Source organism: Kitasatospora sp. NPDC098652, from assembly GCF_044760155.1.
Classification (GTDB): Bacteria; Actinomycetota; Actinomycetes; order Streptomycetales; family Streptomycetaceae; genus Kitasatospora.
In genome coordinates this window covers 91,175-108,485 of record NZ_JBIWAQ010000019.1, presented here as the reverse complement: position 1 = coordinate 108,485, position 17,311 = coordinate 91,175, and the positions used below count along the sequence as shown (strand labels likewise).

The 17,311-nt window shown below is 69.5% G+C and carries 8 protein-coding genes; 3 read left to right on the top strand and 5 right to left on the bottom strand.

Going from position 1 to position 17,311, the window contains the following annotated elements; all coding sequences use genetic code 11:
* Window positions 1–220 precede the first annotated feature (220 nt).
* From drmB to ACIQWA_RS31585, 5 genes are all read right to left on the bottom strand, one after another.
* The gene (drmB, locus tag ACIQWA_RS31605) at window positions 221–2,068 is read right to left on the bottom strand and encodes a DrmB family protein (RefSeq protein ID WP_402488115.1); all 1,848 of its coding nucleotides are present in this window, start codon (window positions 2,066–2,068) and stop codon (window positions 221–223) included.
* The gene (locus ACIQWA_RS31600) at window positions 2,065–5,295 is read right to left on the bottom strand and encodes a helicase-related protein (RefSeq protein WP_402488113.1); all 3,231 of its coding nucleotides are present in this window, start codon (window positions 5,293–5,295) and stop codon (window positions 2,065–2,067) included. The genes drmB and ACIQWA_RS31600 overlap by 4 nt, the downstream gene beginning before the upstream one ends.
* Window positions 5,292–7,211, bottom strand: a complete 1,920-nt coding sequence (locus tag ACIQWA_RS31595; protein ID WP_402488111.1) for a UvrD-helicase domain-containing protein — start codon at window positions 7,209–7,211, stop codon at window positions 5,292–5,294. The genes ACIQWA_RS31600 and ACIQWA_RS31595 overlap by 4 nt, the downstream gene beginning before the upstream one ends.
* Window positions 7,208–11,986, bottom strand: coding sequence for a DEAD/DEAH box helicase (locus ACIQWA_RS31590; protein WP_402488109.1), 4,779 nt, complete (start codon window positions 11,984–11,986; stop codon window positions 7,208–7,210). The genes ACIQWA_RS31595 and ACIQWA_RS31590 overlap by 4 nt, the downstream gene beginning before the upstream one ends.
* Window positions 11,987–12,178: 192 nt before the next feature.
* The gene (locus tag ACIQWA_RS31585; protein WP_402488107.1) at window positions 12,179–12,664 is read right to left on the bottom strand and encodes a hypothetical protein; all 486 of its coding nucleotides are present in this window, start codon (window positions 12,662–12,664) and stop codon (window positions 12,179–12,181) included.
* A 590-nt stretch (window positions 12,665–13,254) separates the two neighbouring features.
* Here ACIQWA_RS31585 and ACIQWA_RS31580 point away from each other — a divergent pair.
* From ACIQWA_RS31580 to ACIQWA_RS31570, 3 genes are read left to right on the top strand one after another with little or no spacing between them, the layout of a single operon-like run.
* The gene (locus ACIQWA_RS31580) at window positions 13,255–15,381 is read left to right on the top strand and encodes a helix-turn-helix domain-containing protein (protein ID WP_402488105.1); all 2,127 of its coding nucleotides are present in this window, start codon (window positions 13,255–13,257) and stop codon (window positions 15,379–15,381) included.
* Window positions 15,378–16,355, top strand: a complete 978-nt coding sequence (locus tag ACIQWA_RS31575) for a hypothetical protein (protein WP_402488104.1) — start codon at window positions 15,378–15,380, stop codon at window positions 16,353–16,355. The genes ACIQWA_RS31580 and ACIQWA_RS31575 overlap by 4 nt, the downstream gene beginning before the upstream one ends.
* The gene (locus ACIQWA_RS31570; RefSeq protein WP_402488102.1) at window positions 16,355–17,257 is read left to right on the top strand and encodes a DUF6339 family protein; all 903 of its coding nucleotides are present in this window, start codon (window positions 16,355–16,357) and stop codon (window positions 17,255–17,257) included. Before ACIQWA_RS31575 ends, ACIQWA_RS31570 begins: the two co-directional genes overlap by 1 nt.
* The last annotated feature ends 54 nt before the right edge of the window (window positions 17,258–17,311 follow it).

Genomic DNA, 17,311 nt, shown 5'->3' with positions numbered 1-17,311 from the left:
CGGCCCGGACGACCGGCAGCGTCGGCTGGCATCGTTCGTCCGGGACCGGGACCGGGAGCGGGCGGACGGCCCTGGGCCATGTGCTCGAGTTCGCCGAGCGCATCCCGAAGGAGGATCTCGGCGCCGCGATCGGGAAGCACTGCGCCTGCTGACCCCGCCGACCGTGGGGCGGATCCGCGCAGAGCCGGGGTCCGGCCCTGCCCGAGAACCCCTCGGTAGGTCAGAACAGCCCGGGCACCATCCCGTCCGGCGTGCCGACGAGGGCGACCCTGTCGAGGAAGGCGTTGTTCGTCTCGCAGCTGGTCTCGGGCAGCAGGACGCAGGCGTGGCACGCGGCAAGATTGACGCTGTCGGCACCGCTCGCCGCCGCCTCGGAGCAGAGGGGGTCGTTCGAGCACCAGGAGGCCCGTAGCAGCGCGGACTCCAGCGAGGAGGCGAGGCGCTCGGGTTCTCCCTGGGCGACAATGCCGCCGAGACTTCCTGCGGAGTCACTGGTCGCCGTGTAGACGAGGAAACCGGCCATGTCGTCGCCGATGTACAGGCGCTCGCGCAGGGACGCAGCCGGATAGCCGCCGTCGAGGCTCCACTCGTTGATGAGCAGGTGCGCGAGCGTGTGCACCGCCAGGTAGCGGGGGGAGATCATGGACTGCGGTACGGGACGGTCCGAGTTGGCGTGGCGCTCCCGGAGCATCGCCTGGTGGTTGCGCCGGACGCGCTCGGCGCGCTCCCCCGGCTGGAACTGCTGTTCCCAGGCGGCGAGCCGTTCCGGGTCGAGGCGGACGAAGACTCCCTCCCCGCTGACCTCGATGGCAGGCAGCCAGGCCGGTTTCCGGATCGCGAGCGCGGCCCGGCGGGCACTGGTCGCAGAGTCGCCGACAGCCGGCTCCTCGACCCGGGTGAAGGAGTGCAGCGCCCGGATCTCACGGACCCGCTTGACGAGCATGACCTGTGCGATTCCGTCCGGCGTCCGGTCGTCGATGGGCGGTTCGCAGACGAAGTCCTGAACCTCATCCCGCCCGCCCTCCGGACGCGCACGCTGGAGGGTCCGGTACTCCTCCCGGTAGAGGAGCTCGCGCGGCGACAACGTGGCCTGCTCATCGGCCGGTTGCTCCGCCTTCTCCTCCCGCACCCGCAGCACGGCGGCGACGGCATCGTCGACGGTCAGCCCCCGGTTCCTGTCCTCGAAGCTCACCATCCTCAGGTAGGTACGGATGTCGTCCTCGGCCGCGTCCTGAATGTGACTCCAGTGGGGGCCGAGGGCCTTGAGTACTCCGTCGCTCCACGGTGGGATCGACAGAGCGGAGTGGACGACCGGGTACCACACGGTGGACGAACCGCGTTGGAGGGTTCGCGGCGGCTCGCCGCACGTGTCGGCAGGGGCATCCTTGAGCCAGGGCCGACGTCCGGTGCACCGGATGCCGAGGTCGCGCAGCGCCCGACTGCGGAAGGCCCCCTCCATCGACACCTCCTTGGCGCCGCAGGTGCACCCGATGACGACCCCGCGGAGGGAGGCCGTCGAGCCTTCCGCGCGCAGTCGCAGTTTGCCACCGCACGGGCCGACCGAGCCGGCCTCGCCCGGCCCGTAGGAGGAGGAACGGTGGACCCACTTCCAGTACGGGAAGTCGTCGAGGTGACCGTTGACGCAGGCCACCACGAAGCGGGACGGGACGAGATCCCGTTCACAGGCACCGCAGACCGCCTTGTTCCTCGGGGGGTTGAACTTCGAGTAGTACTGCAGATCGCGGCACTCCGGGCACGAGTACAGCTGCGGGAAGCGGGCGGCCCGCACCCCGTCGCGGGCCTCCGCCGGGTCGACGGCAGGCGGCAGTTTGAATTCGTGGACGCCCGTCACCGCGGTGAGGCGCGGGTCCCAGAGGGTCCGGGTCCGGCTGACGTCCCAGGTGTCGAGCCCTGCGATCACGAAGGACTCGTTGTCGACCGCGATCATGGAGCCCACGCCGTAGGTGGTGATCGCCTGGGCACGACGGATCTCTCCGAGCTTGCGCAGAGGGGTGTTCGGCAGGCCGGGGCGGACGGCTCCTCGCTTGCGAGGGGGCGGCGGGGTCATCGCTTCTCCAGGAAGAAGGTCGAGGAGGCGTCCACGTCGCGCAGGCTCCACAGCGTGGGCCAGCCCGCGCGATCCTCCGGGAGGTCGTTGTCGAACGCGCTGAGGAGAGCCGTCCTGCCGCTCTTGGCATGGGCCTCGTAGAGCAGGTTCGGATCGTCGGCGGCGGCATCGCGCCACCAGTCGACGAACTCGTCGAAGGCGGCGGCCGTGGCCTCGTGTTCCCGGGGGGCGACCCTCGCAACCCGCTCCAGCAACGCGTCGCGAACAGCGCCGTTGAGCTCGTCGACGAAGTCCTCGATGCGTGCAGCCGCAGCGTTGTTGCGCGCCCCCGGGATCATCAGCCGCGTCAGAGCGACGACGACGGCGTGCAGGCCACGGTCGCGGGCACGTGCCGAGAAAGGCGTGACACTGGTGGACTCGACCTCGCGGTAGAGCGCGGAGTGGAAGTGTTGGAAGCTCTCGTAGTGTGAACGGTCCCGGGATCGTGTCGAGTTGAGCATGACTGCGACCAGGCCCGGATGACGTCGGCCGACCCGGCTGGTCGCCTGGATGTACTCGGCGGTGGTCTGCGGCTGGCCCATGACGGCCATCAGCCCGAGGCGGTCGATGTCTACGCCGACGGAGATCATGTTCGTGGCGAGCAGGACGTCGATGGTGTCCGGCGCCGGGAGCCTGCGTTCGATGTCCTTGAGGCGCTTGGGAATGTCGCTGGCGCTGGCCCGGCTGCTGAGCTCCGTCACCGCCTCGGGGCGGCGGGGCTTCTCGACACCGTCGCGGGCGGCGAGTTGTTCCATGCGGTCCTGCACATCGTCGAGGACCTGGAGTTCGGCAGCGGACAACAGCCGCAGACTGTTGAAGTAACCGACGAGGGTCCAGTAGGCGTCCTTGACCTCGTCATCGGCGTTGCCGAGCTGGATCTGGTGCAGCAGTGCCGCGTAGGTGCGGATCAGCAGGGTGGACTGGCTGGTGCTGGCGGTCAGCAGACCGACGTACCGGCGGGTGGCCTTCTCCTCACGGGGAGCCTCGACCGCGAACCAGGAGTCGCGGGAGTCCAGTCCGGCCGGCGGGAACTGGCGGACCTCGCGGTCGAAGAGGTGCAGGCCCTGCTCGTCGGCGCGTCGGATGGTCGCGGTGGACGCGATCACCTTGGGTCGGTCCGCCAGGATGTCCACGGCGGTCTCGTAGAGCCCGGTGAGCGTCCCGAGCGGGCCGGAGATGAGGTGGAGCTCGTCCTGGACGATCAGCGCCGGCGGCTCGGTCCCCTCCAGGTCACGGTTGAACAGGGCGGCCGTCCGCTCCCGCCACGGCATGGACGCGAACTTGTCGACGGTGGCGATGATCAGAGTCGGGTGCGCGGCATAGACGGACCCGTCGACCAGGTGCACGGGCAGTCCGTCGCCGAGGTGGAACGCACACTCCGCGTCCGGGCAGTGGACGTACATCCTGGCGTGCTCCGGTACGGCCTCGTAGTTCGACGCGTCGAGCCGACTGCCGCACCAGGGACATGCCTGGAGCTGGACCGGGTTCTCCTTGTCGAGCGACCGGCCGCCGGCACGCAGGGCGGCCAGCTTCTCGCCGGCTGTCACCAGGTCGTTCGGGGTGGCGGACCTCCCCACCCACATTCCGATGGAAATGCCCTCCTGTCCCAGCTCCTTCTCGTGACGGGAACGGGTCAGTTCCATCGCACAGATCAGCGCGGTGGCCCGCTCGAACTGCTGGAGCGTCAGCAGTCTCAGCGTGTAGCGCATCAGCACGGTGACTCCGCCGCCGTGCACGGGATCCTTGAGACGTCGCAGGAAGGTGGTGAAGGCGATCAGGCCGAGGTACGCCTCGGTCTTGCCGCCACCGGTGGGGAACCAGAGCAGGTCGGCGATTCCCCGATCGGGGTGCTCGTCCTCCACGATGCCTTGGAGGCAGAGCAGCAGGAAGCAGATCTGGAAGGGGCGCCAGTACTCCTGGCCCTCGTCCGGCCCGCCGGCGGGCTTGCCCGCCTTGACCCATGAGGTACGGGCACGCTGCTCGGCCATGGCCCGGTTGGCGAGCTGGAACGCCCGCATCACATGGGCGTGTGCGGGCTCGGCGAGCAGTGCGACGCCCATGCTCATGCGGGTGAGCGCCGTTTCGCACGCCTCGATCTGCTCGTGCGCGGCTGCCTCGTACTCGGTGCCGGCCAGGGTCTCCGCCTCGGCCTTGCGTTCGTCGATCCACGCCTGGTAGCCGTCGAGGAGCGCACCGAGCCCGGCCACCACCGTCTTCGGGTCGGCGGTGCCGAGTCCACGCATGGACAGTGCATCGACGGCGATGGCGCGGTTCGAGTCGGTCAGGAGTACCTCATGGGTGGGCACGAACTCCGTCCGGACCTCGGCGACGGCGGCCCGTCCGGCGGTCGTGGCCCCGATCGGCGGAGGTGTCCAGTCCCAGACCGCCGCGCAACCGTGGCCGATCGCGAATCCCGGAGCGTGCCGATGGAGCAACCGACTCAGCATCAACTCACGGTCGTGACTGCCGGAGGAGTTGCGCCGCTCGACGAAGGGCTCGGCTCCGGGCACGAGCGCCCGGACCCGGATCGTGGGCTGGTAGTAGCAGAAGGCATCCTTCAGCTCACGGACGCCCACCGAGAGGATGTTGATCAGCGTGGCGGTGACGGTCACGGTGCCGTGCTCGCCCCGGGGGCGTACCAGAACCCGGAGTTCCAGCCCCTCGGCGAGTGACTGCCGGACCGTGGTCGGCGTCGTCACATCCACCTCGACGTCGGCCAGGTCGAGCGGGACCCGACGCCAGCGCTCGCGCTGTTCCGCAGTACTCCGGGCCTCGATGCGCGCAGCCGCGACGGGGTTGCCCTCGGCGTCCTCGGGGCGGTAGACGGCTGCCGTGGCGTGCAGCACGATCCGCTCCGCCACCGTCGGGTCCACGGCGAAGGTGAGCCCCATGGACGAGGGCCGCCGTATGTTGGCGAGCGAGACACCGCGCTCGACGACGTCCTCCTCACCGTCGCCGCCGCGGACGAGGGCCGGCGAGTCGTCCCCGTCGGCCTCGTGGCCGTCCCGGTTGCCTCGGGCGGCCTCGGGAGTCTCCTGAGGGAACAGAACGCCGACCGGATACATCGTCACCGGCGCATCGTCCTTGAGGATCTCCTCCTCGCCACCGACCGGACCGAGCAGGTCCAGACGGAGGGCGGCACCCAGGCGGTCGCGCACGGCGTAGTAGTCGTGGATGGAGGGGCTCATGAGGGAAGTCGCTCCGAGTTCGGGTCTTCGGACGGATCGGTCCAGTCGAAGCGGCCGAGGCCGCAGAGACGGGGCGCGAGCCAGGCGCCGGAACTGCCGAGACCGGCTCGCTCGGTCGCGATGTCGCTGCCTGCGACGGTTTCGACGCAGTCGATGTAGAGGTCGGTGATCCGACCGGGAACGTTGTACTCGGACCAGCTGCCACCGCGGCCGAGCATGAGGTGCAGGGCGCGACGGAACGCCTCCGACACCTCACCGACGGGGCGACCGTCATGGAGGATCACGTACGGCGGCGTCTGGTCCTCGCCCTCGGGAAGACGGTGGAGCAGGGAAAGCTCGACGGCGTCGCCGGCGTGCACCTCGTGGGCGAGTTGCCTCTGGACCTCGACAGGGTCGGCGGCAACGTTACGCACGCCCGGGGGGTGTTCGTGGCAGACGTCGAGGCCGAGTGCCTCGATGCCGTTGCGGGCCCACGATCGGCCGCCTCCGATGTACCAACGGTCCAGACGCCTGTCCTTGCGAACCAGCCAGGTGTTGGGACGGTCCAGCCGGTAGAGGTCGTCACGAGGCCGGGTCATGGCGACGTAGAGCAGTCGGGCCTCCGCAGCCGGATCGTAGTCGATCTTCTTCTTGGCCACGTCCTTCGGCCGTCTCAGTTGCACGGGCTCCACAACCAGGACACGGTCGAACTCAAGGCCCTTGGCGCGGTGCACCGTCGAGATGACCAAGGATGCCGGGTCGGCCGCGGTGAGCTCGTCCGGGAGTCGCCCCTCCGCCACGGCCCGGCGCAGTGCGGCGAGCTCGACCCGACCGCGCCGGTTGCCGGTGACCCGGCGTACCGCCCTCAGGAGGACCGTCGGTTCCAGGGCCGGTCGGCCGTCGAGACCGGCGACCAGCTCGGCGAAACGGGCCTCGGAGAGGTCGGCCGCATCAGTGGCGGCAAGCAACCCGGCGATCCAGGCGGGGGCGGGCCGGTCGCGGACGGAGCGCTGGAGTCGGTGGTCCACGCCGGCTTCGAACAGGGTCTGGCTGATGGAGAGCGCCTGCCCGTTGTCCCGGCACAGGATCGCGGTCGGTCCGTCGAAATACCGGAGCGAGTCCAGGACGAACGGGTCGTCCAGTGTCCCGAAGTGGGGTGCCTCTTCGAGCAGGAGTCGCAGTTCACGGTGGATCTGCTCGGCCTGCGCCTCGGCCGGTTCCCGCTCGGCGGCCAGCTGCTGGAGCCGCGGGCCGTACGGAAGGGCGACCCGGGCCTGCTCGGTACGGGCCCGAAAGTTGTCACCGAGGTGGATCTCGACCAGGTCCTCGGCGAAGGAGCCTCGTATCCAGTCGAAGAAGTAGTTCGTCTCCTCCGCCCGCCGGTCAGGGTCCGTGACCTGGAAGCCGTAGACGGCCTGGGCGCCGTCCCCGACCACGGTGAAGCCGCTCTGTGCCTGGAAGCGGTCGAGGAGAACCTCGACCATCTCGCGCCGTACTCCGACGAGGTCCTGGACCTCGTCGATCAGGACGTGAGCGGGGGCCCCGAACTCGCCCGCCTCGACCGCGCCCTCCTCGATCGCCGCGGTGGCGACCTCGATGCGCCGGTCGAAGGTGGTTCCCGACCAGTCGTGGTCCGGGTACGCCCGGCGCAGCAGGGTGGCCGCCCAGGAGTCGAAGGTCTGGGCACGCACTCGACGGGCGGCATCGGCATGGCTGTCGATCCGCTCACGCAACTCGCGCACCGCGGCCCGGGAGAAGCTGAGGACAAGGATCTCGTGCGCCTCCAGCTCCTCCCGTTCGACCAGTGCTTCCAGGCGGCGGACCAGGGTGTGCGTCTTACCGGCCCCGGCGCCCGCCGTGACCAGGGTGCGTGCATCCCACGGCTGATCGACTACGGCCTGCTGTGCGGGGGTGATCGCATGTTGGGGCTCGCTCACTTGCCCTCGTTCCACAGGTAGTCGAACTTGGTGAACGCCAGCTCGCCCTCGTAGTTGACGACGTTGTCGCGCACGTTGAGGATCAGACAGGTCGAAGTGCCGTTGTTCTTCGGTCCACGCAGACCACGGCCGATCATCTGCTGGTAGACGTTCGGGCTGTACGTGGGGCGGGCGACAACGACCGCACGGGTGGCGGGGGCGTCGAAGCCCTGGGCGAGAACGCCGTAGTTGGTGAGCACCTGGATACGTCCCTTGCGGAACTCCTCGATGCGCTTGCGGCGCTCGGACACCGGCGTGGCCGAGTCGATCGCCGCAGCGCGGATCTGGCGGCCGTTCAGCTTGGCGGCCAGGAACTTGGCATGGGCGACCGAGGTGGCAAAGACGAGGATCGGCCAATCCGCGGGGAGATTCTCGATCTCCTCGATGATGCGCTGGTTGCGGTCCTGGTCCTCGGCGAGCCGTTGCTCGGCCCGCTTCGGCAGCACGCCGAACCTCTCGGAGCTGGAGACCTCGTCGGAACTCAGCCGGATCTCCGCCCCGAGAAGCTCGCGGTGCCTGACCCGAGCCAGGACGCCGAGCTCCTGCAGCTGTCGGATGGCCTCGTTCTGGTCTCCGGCGAAGACGTCGAGGTCGAGGCGGGTGCCGAAACGGCGCACCAGACGCCGGGTCAGGTCCTCGTCGTTGCGGTAGGGAGTGGCTGTCAGGCCCACCAGGTGACGACGCAGATCCGGCGGGTTGACGCCCAGGTGCTCGAAGATCTCGCCGTAGCGGGGCGAGGTGGCCCGATGCGCCTCGTCGACGATGACCAGGGCGGCGTCCCGCAGCCAAACGTAGTCCTCGTCCCCGAGCACGCTCTGCAGCTTGGCGTCGGTGGCGACGACCAGGTGCGGCTCACCCGTCACCGGTGCGGCCGCGTTGGAGGACCAGAGGCGGCTGATGACGAGCGGCATCTCCGCGCCCACCTTGGACCAGACGAACCGCCAGCTCTGCACGGCTTGTTCACACAGTTCCTCGCTCTCCGCGATCCACAGCACCGGTCCGGGGAGGGACTGCTCGCCACGATTCCGGATCCACCGGATCACGGCCTCGGAGGTGACGCGTGTCTTCCCGGCGCCGGTCGGGATGGACAGCATGCCGCGTTGCGGCACCGGGTTGTCCAGCAGCCGCTGGAGCGCCTGTGCCAGTTGTTCCTGGTACTCGTGCAGAGCGGGGAACTCGGACGGACCCTCCACCTGGATGCGCGCCTCCAGCGGCGGCACCCGGGAACCGGCGAACGAGTCGGGGAGCCCGAGATCGGTGACGAACTTCAGTGCCTTGGCGTCGCCGTTGAAACTGCTCGGCGCATTGCCGGGGAACGCTAGCGCCAGGTCCCGGCTGTGGATCCGCAGAATCTCCTCGCCGTGGGAGTTGAAGGCCAACTCGGCGATCCGACGGGCGTCCGGCTGCTCACCGCCGCGCTCGGCGACCTCACTGTCCAGGAGCCCCGGGGGCAACTCGGTGCGCAGTTCCTCGTCGCCGATCAGCAGGGCAATCTTGTCGATGACACTCTCGGCCTCGGCGATCCTGCGCAGTCGGGCGCGGGTCTCCCGGTCCTGTTCCTGCCGCGTCTGGAGGTCCAGTACGCTCTTGCAGCCCTGACGACCGATCTGCCAGCCGAACTCCCGGTCGGCGGCCTCCAGGACCTCGAGCGGGGAGAGCGTGTCGAGCACCAACAGGGTCGATCCGCTGCGGGCCGAGGACAACGGCTTCAGCTCCACGCCGCGCGGTGTGCGGATCTCGTGCTCCAGCTCGGCGCAGCGCTGGACCTTCCGGTTCTCCACCAACTTGCCGAGCCGCTGACGCAGCGGCGGGAACTCGTCGACGAGCAACGACGGATGGGTCGTCCCGGCCCTGCGGACCTGCTTGCTGATGACGTCCTCGACCTTGAGCATCCCCCACTGCTCGATCATCTGGGCCGCGGTCGCGGCGTCGGCCTTGTCCGCAACCAGCAACGCGGGAAGCTGTTCGCGGACGAGCTCCGCGAAGTCCGCCGCTGAGGTCGCCACCACGATCTCCGTGTCGGGGCGCACGTCCCAGACCCCACCCACGCGGCAGCGGGTCAGGACGCCCTCGGGAAAGTCCATGCCGACGCGCAGCATCAGGGCGTAGGCACGGCCGATGAACGCGTCGTCCTCGCTGACCAGCACCCGGTCCAGCAGAGCACGCCAGCGGTTCGTCGGCACCTCTTCCGGGGTGGCGGGCATGCGCAGCCTCAGGGCCTTCGACTCGGAGATGTCGGTGACGACGGGCAGCACCTGCGCATACTCCTTGAGCTGCGGGCCGACGGCCTCGCTCACCGAGGTCAGTCCCAACGAGGTGCGCACCAGGCCGTACTTGTTGAGCATCCACCGCAGCGGGGACATTACGACCGTGCGGCCGTTGGCGGCGGCACCGTAGGCGCGGGTCCAGCTCTCCACGACGCCGACGTCCGGAATCGCGGCGACGAACGCGGCACGCCCCTCCTCCGAGAGCCGGGGCAACAGGTCCAAGGGTCCCGCCGGAGCCGCTCCCTCCACGACGAGCCGGTTGATGTTGGTCCGCGGGGCATCCGCGGCGAGCCGGCGCAAATACTGGTCGTGCACGGCCTGCCGGTACTCCTCGAACCAGGCCTGACGCTTCGGGTCCTGGGTCGCGACCGGTCGATCGACCAGGCCGAGGTCGCGGAAGATCGCGAGGTCCGCACCGTGGAAGTCCGTGTCCACGGCGATCGAGGCGTCCCTACTCCCGTCCCGGGGCACAACGGCGCCGGGTAGCAGGCACGCGGCCATGGGTCGGAAGTGTCCGTCGACCGTACGGACGTGAAGCACGGTACGGGCGTCCGGGTAGCGCCCGCGGATACGGTCCACCTGGGCGTTGCCGCCGGCGCTGCGCAGCAGCATCCAGAACTGGGTCCACAGTTCCGGGGTGTAGCCGTCGAAGCCTTGGTCGAGCACGCCCTGGAAGCGGCCGTGGGCATCGGCGATACGGATGCCGATGGTGTGCAGGTGGCGCTGCATCTCTGTCCGCTCGGCGATGTCCGTGTGCACGTAGACCATGTCGTCGCGGAGCTCGTCGGCACCGGCGCGGTGGAACACCTTGCCCGCGATCGGCGCCACCATCCCGTGGGCGTCGGTCAGCACGATGCGCGCGCTGCGTGCGGCCTCCAGCGTCTCCTTGTCCCCGTTGTGCTCCACCATCGCCGCCAGGATGCGGATCGCGTGACAGGACGACTCGGCGGTACCGTCCGAGACCAGGGCCTCCAGCCAGGCGCGGACGTCCTCCGGCGACTTCCTGGCGGCCAGCAGAATGTGCTCCATCTTGCCGTGGCGCAGCGCATTGGCCTCGACCGACGGGTGCACCCAGTCGCGCGGGCGCCCGGGGTACTCGGCCCAGATACGCAGCCACTCCGGCTGCAGCTTCCCGGGGTGGATGTGCAGGTCACGCGGGACCCGGAGCACGCCGTCCTGGTCCGGCAGGGACGGCAGCTGCGCGGCCGCGTCCCAGACGTGGCGGATGAGGTACTCCTCCGCCCAGTTCACCGCCTCCTTGGTGCGGCCGGGCAGGAGCGGCAGGAAGGCGGCGGGGTCCTCCTTGCGGGACAGCCTGGGCAGGGAGGTGACGACCAAGCGGGCCGCGACCTGGAGCAGCTCGCGGTTGAAGGCGCTTCCGTCGAGGAGGTTCTGCCGGTCCTCGTTGGTCTTCCACGCGGCGTTCAGGTAACCGGTGACGGAGACCGGGTACTTGGTGGGGAAGTAGGACCAGAACTGGCCGCGCCCCAGCGGCACCGTCAGCAGCCCGTCCTTCTCGACATAGGCGGGAACCGCCCACGAGACGTCGATGACGCTGCGGTCGTGCAGCTCGCCGGCGCTGCCACGGGCGTCCGCGGTGGGCTCGTGAGCGACCGTGAAGACGCTCCATTCGCTCACCGCCTCCTTGATCCCGGTGCCGACCTCGCGGATCACCCGTCGCTCACCGGAGACCTGCACCGTCAGCTTGCGACGCTGGATCGGAAGCCGTCGCCGGTCCTCCAGCAGCACCTCGCCGACATGGGAGGAGAAGATCTGGAAGCCGGGGGGAAAGGCATCGGTCTCGCGACCGTCGCGGTGCTTGAACCCGGTGATGTCGTGCCCCAGGCGCTCGGCCGCCCCCGGCAGCAGAGGGAGCTTGACCACGGTGGTCGCCCAGGCCAGGAGCTCCCTCAGGACGCCGTCCTTGTCGAGCTCCTCCTCCCGGTCGAGCGGACGGGCCATCCGGAGCACTGGGGTGTCCATGTCGAGGGGCTGCTGGAGTCCGAGAGCCTCTGCTATCCGGTCGGCGGACCAGGTCCGGTCGAAGCCGAAGCAGCCACTGGTGCTGAAGAACTGGGGTGCGTCGGTCACCGACAACACCGACTTCACGCCGACGCCGAATCGGCCGATCTGGCCGCCACGCTTGCGGGAGACACTCATGCGCAGAATCGTGTCGGCGCCCTCCGGGGTCACCGGGGTGCCCTGGTTCGCGCAGTAGAGCGTTTCGTCGGTCAACACCACGGCCAACCGACCGCCGGGTTCGTTGGCGATCTCGTCGGCGCCGTTCTGTACGAGCTCGAACAACTGGCGCTCGCCGTATCCGCCCTGCGTGATCCGCAGCTCGCCATTGGCATGCTCCTGCACCAGGCCGGGGTCGATTCGATAGGTCTCCAGGGTGCGGGTCGATTGCTCCAACACCCTTTCGATCACCGAGGCCTCAGCCCCCTGCGACAACGTCTGATCGCTCACGACCCAGCTGCTTCCTGTCCGGGACGTCCCCGGACCACGTATCGAGATGAAGACCGACGAAGAGGAGAAAACCTGAACGTCCACCGGAGATGCGAAACGCGTCGACCCCCCACGGACATCCGCACCGACGACAGCCGGAGCCGGCCCTCCGAATCCTGCAGGAAATCGGAGGGCCGGCCAACACCTCCGGCCCTATTTCTCGGACAGCGTGATGACAATCCTGAGGACGGAACCACCGGAACGTCCCCGGCGCCGCCCGAGCCGACGGTCGCCGACGGAGGACCGCCGTCCCGGGCCGGTGACGGCGAACCCCTGCGACGGAGGAGCGGACCTGTAGCGCCTCGAACGGCCGTTGCCGGTCCCACCGTTTGCTTCGAGCAAGAGCTCGATGAACTCCGTCGCCCTCGTGAGCCGAACGGCAATCACGACGGCCTTGCGCTCGGACGAGACGCTGCCGTCGCGTCCCGTGCTCGAACTCTCCTCCGTCCGGGCATCGTTGGACGACGTCTGCCGCCCGGCAGCAGCACGCCGCCGCTCGTAGGCCGCGATCACCGCCCTCCAGCCGCTCCCCGTCGTCCCGATCGCATCGAGAAACTCCGAACGGAGGTGCCGGTCCAAGGAGTTGTACTTCTTGATCAGGGACGGAAGGTCGTCGTCGCTGGGCGGAAACGGGGTCACGGGGGCCTCCTGCGGGTACGGCAAGTGCCGAGAAACAACGGTGCACGGAACAGGGTGGAACAAGGCGCGCTGGTCTCGCCGCAAGGCTCATCCGGTGACGAATCGGCACTCCGTCCAGCGCGCGGCCGGACAGGACGCCCGATCGATGCAATTGCCGTAGGGGGTATGTCGAAATGGACCCCCGAACAGCTCAACTACCTTGCTGCACCGGCAATCCGACGGTGCATCAGTGGAGCAACCATGGCACAGGCATCTCGTCCGTGTCCAGCGATCTCCGGCTGCAAGTCGCCGACCGTGGCGACATGCCCGGATCGCCCGGTTGTCGATGAATTCACACACCTCCGGGAGCAGGCCACGGACAGGAGCACGCTGGCCCGCACTCCTTCTGCAACGCCGATCCCTGCCCGCCGGAGCCACCGGTCAGGTGGTTGTCATTCATCACCAACGGCCTGCTGGCGCAGCCCAAAGCCCCTCTTCGACAAGAACTTTTGACACATTGTGGATGTCAAATATCGCTGCTAGCCTGCTCCTGACCAGCTCGGAAACCGGCGGCATACGGGTCGACGGCTCGGCGGAGGGGACTGCCAGCAGTGATCGATGAGACCGAAGACTTCGGTCCCTGGCTCGGGCGGCAGCTCCGACGCCGTGACATGACCCAGGCCGAACTCGCGACTGCGGTCGGCGTGACCCGGGCCGCGGTGTCCGCATGGATCACCGGTCGGGCGACACCACGCCCTGAGACGGTGCGCCTGATCGCCGATGCCTTCGGCACCGATCTGGCCACCGTGTACGAGCGCACGAGCGACGCGGTGGCCGCGCGGCCGGTGAGTTGGTACCACCGCCCGGCGCACGTCGACGGCGGAAGGGAGTTCGGCAACGCGGCGGCATTCGCATTCGACGCAGACCTCGGCGTCCTCGCACGCGAGGCGACCCAGAACTCCCTCGACGAACGGCGTGATCCGACGCAGCCGGTCCGCGTCCGCTTCATCCTGCACGAACTCAAGGGTGAGCATCTTCGCAGCTTCAAGGATGCCGTGCAGTGGGAATCGCTCGAGTCCCACTACTCCGCCGCCGCGACCACCGATCAGAAGGTCGGACGTGCGCTTGCCGAGGGGCTACGGGAGTTGGAGTCCTCCGGCTCACTCCTCCTGCTCCGGGTCGACGACTACAACGCCAACGGCCTCACCGGCCCCGAGTACGAGGACGGCCGTTTCGCAGCCGTCGTCCGACGTCAACTCGACAGCCACAAGGGCGACAACCGCCGAGCGGGCGGTTCCTACGGTCTGGGCAAGGCAACCCTCTGGGCCACCAGCCGGCTCGGTCTCGTCCTCATCAACAGCACCCTCTCGGTGCCGCACGAGGGCCGCACGGCACGACGGTTGATCGGTCGCCTGGACCTCCCCTGGCGTGAGGTGGACGGCGAAGCGTTCGCCGGACCGGCCTGGTTCGGCGAACCGGACAGCGACCGCGTCTTCGAGAACGTCTCCCGCTCCTGGTGGGGCACCGAGCGCGAGACCACGAGCCTCCACCTGGAGCGGGAGGGCGACGACCCCGGCACCTCCTTCCTGGTGGTCGGAGCCCACGACGCCGCCGCCGTCGCGGCCGGGGACGACGGCCTTCAGGCCATGCACGACAAGCTCTGCGACTCCCTGGCCGAGAACTTCTGGGCCGCAATGACCGGAACCGACACGGTGCCGCCCCTGTTGGAGGCGTCCGTCCGGACCCTGCGCAACGGGACCGAGTGGATCCCGGAGACCCGGGTCAGCCCCGAGCAGCGCCGCCCGGCCCTCGCCCGCGCCCTGCGTGCCTACCTCACCGGGGAGACCGTCCCGGAGCTCACCGGGCGGACCGACGTGGTGGAGCGCGCCGTGGCTCTCACCGTTCCGCCACTGCGTACCGACGGCAAGGGCGCCAAGGCCGTCACCCACGACGCGGTGCTGCTGCTCACGCCGGCGGACGACGGCGACCGGGCGCACAGTCAGGTCGTCTCCATGCGCGGCAATCGCATGAGGATCACCACTCGCAGGCCACGTGACCTGGGCCTCGGTGTCGAGCCCTACCAGGCGGTGCTGCTCGCCGGCTTCGCCACCGCCCGCGAAGGGGAGGACGTCGTGCGCGCCGAGGCCTTCCTCCGCGCTTCGGAGCCCCCCGAGCACAACCGCTGGGAGTGGACCGAGGAACTGTCCGACACCTATGTACGCGGGGCGAAGAAGCGCCTTGACGAGTTCCGTGTGGCAGTCGACGACGCCGTACGGGCGATCGTCGGCGTGCGGGCTGTCCCGTCCGCCGACGGAGCCGGTCCCGAACTGTTGCGGAACCTGCTGAAGATCGCTCCGGCGACCGGAGGCGGACGTGCGAACACCCGTCGTGGCCGTGGTTACCCCACGGTCGACGACATCGACGGCGAGGTCGACGCCACCGGGGCCTGGTCGCTGCGCGTGCGCGTCGCCGTCCCGCAACAGGACGACCCCTGGCACCTCTCACCGATCGCGTGCTTCGGCTCCGGCAGGGCGGGCTCCGGGAGTCCGGTCCGCTGGGCCGAACTGACCGCCACTGAGAACTGCTCCTTCACCGGTGACGTTCTCGTCGTCGCCCCGGGCGTCCGGTACGCGATGTTCCGTGGCGTCACCGATGTCGACAGCCACCCGGTGACAGCCGGCCGAACCAACGTCACCGTGAGCCTGCGCAAGGCCGTCGAAGGAGCTGCCCGCCCATGAGCCGGATCATCTACCCCTACTCCGTCCTGAGCGGACGGGTCGAGGTCGAGATCACCCGTGTCCGGGTCGACGGCCGTCCGCTCGACTACGCCAGGATCTCCCCCTCGCTGCAGACCGTCGCCCTCGACGACACCGGCCGCGACGACTGGCAGGAGGCGGTGTTCGACGTCCGGGCCGTGCTGCCGGAGGAGGAGATCGCCTACGGCCCGTGGTCCGAACTCGTCTGTGCGGCCGTACTGGAGGAGTCGACCACCAACACCAGGACCGTGCAACGCCTCACCCGGGACCGCAGCTCCGGCAGCTGGCAGGGCTCCGTACGCCTGCGCCGGTCCCGGCACCGATCCCGTGCCACCCTCGGCGTACAGGTCGTGGCAGCGGTCGAGGGCGTCCGGGGGCGCATGATCGGGCGGAGCGAGACCGACTGGGTGATCGACCTCCAGGCCGAGATCCCCGTCCGGGACAAGGAGATCCGGATCGTGGAGGCCGACTTCCGCGACGGACCGTACGCCTGGCTGCGCCCGCTCAAGGATGCGCCCTGGTTCGTGGACACCTCCGGTGAGATGCCGATCGTCTACCTGAACCTGGGCATCGAGGGGCTGACCGCCCTGCTGCGCGGCAGCAGCGCCGTGGAGAAGGCGACGGCCGCCCTCGTCAACGCCCAGATCGTCAGCGATGTGTGGGAAACGATGTTCCACGCTGCCGTGAGCGAAGTCGAGTTGGACGAGGACGGTCGGCCGCGGATGCCCGTCGGCTGGCGTGAGGCCGTCCTCGAAACCATGCTGTCCGACGTCCTCCCCGGGCTGTCCCCGACGGACGCGATCGCCGAACTGCGGGCACGGCGCCAGGAGGGTTACGGCTGGACCGAACTGCAGTCCCGCATCCAGTACGCCGCCGCGCTGCGCGCCCAGTTGCCCAAGCAACTCGCCACGACGCTGCGCCTCACCGCCCGCTCGTCCCAGGGAGAAGACCGGTGATGTTCGAGCACGCCACCGAGGACCGACTCGCGCTCCTGCCGGTGGGGGTGGCCACCCGCCACCTCGACCAGTCCGTCCTGTCCGGCGCCGAGCCACCCACCCAGGTGGCCCTGCTACGCGCCGCGACCGTGATCGCCGACCCGTCCTCGCGGTGGAACACCGCACCGGTCCGGGAACTGCTGAACCAGGCCATGGCCCGCTTCGCGAGCGCCCGCGCCGACGCCGACGCCTGGCTCGCGCCGCGCCTGCACGCGACCCTGCGACTGACCAGGAGCGAGGCTGCCGACAAGGCGCTGTGGGCCTACCTCGCCATGGTCGTCGCCCCGGACTACGTCCTGTGGCGACACCTCCCGGCCGGTGGCGATGACGCACGACGAACTCCCGCCGTCCAGGCGTCCCGATTCGTGGGGGGCAACTCCGTCCAGGCGTTCGCCCGGCTCTGGTGGGCCGCCGAGATGTGGCGCGACGGCGCCGACTACCGTCCCGTCGAGGCAGCCTGCCGCAACCAGGACTTCCTCAACACCGCTCTGCGCCTCGGCATCATGGATCACCGCCCCACCGCGCTGGCCGTGCTGCGGACCGTGGACAACCTGGCCGCGGCCGGTGCTCCCCGGCTGGGTGACCAGGTGAACGCACTGTGCAAGGCCATCGGGATCGCCGGCAGCACGCTGATGTACGAGATCATCGGCCCCGACGAACTCCCGGACGACGCAGAACTGCTGGCCTGGATCGATGAGGCCGACTCCGCTCCCCCCGTCGCATGGGACCGTCTCCCCGACGGCCCCGACGACGGCACCGCCCCCACCGCTTCCGTCGACACCCTCACCCGCCTCTTCGAGGACATCAACGCGCACCTGGGCCGGCTCCGCGAGCGAGGCCGCCCCTCCGTACCCCTCGGGTGACACCCCTGCCGGTTCACCGCCGGGGACCACCCGAAGGTGGTGTCCGAGCGGTTC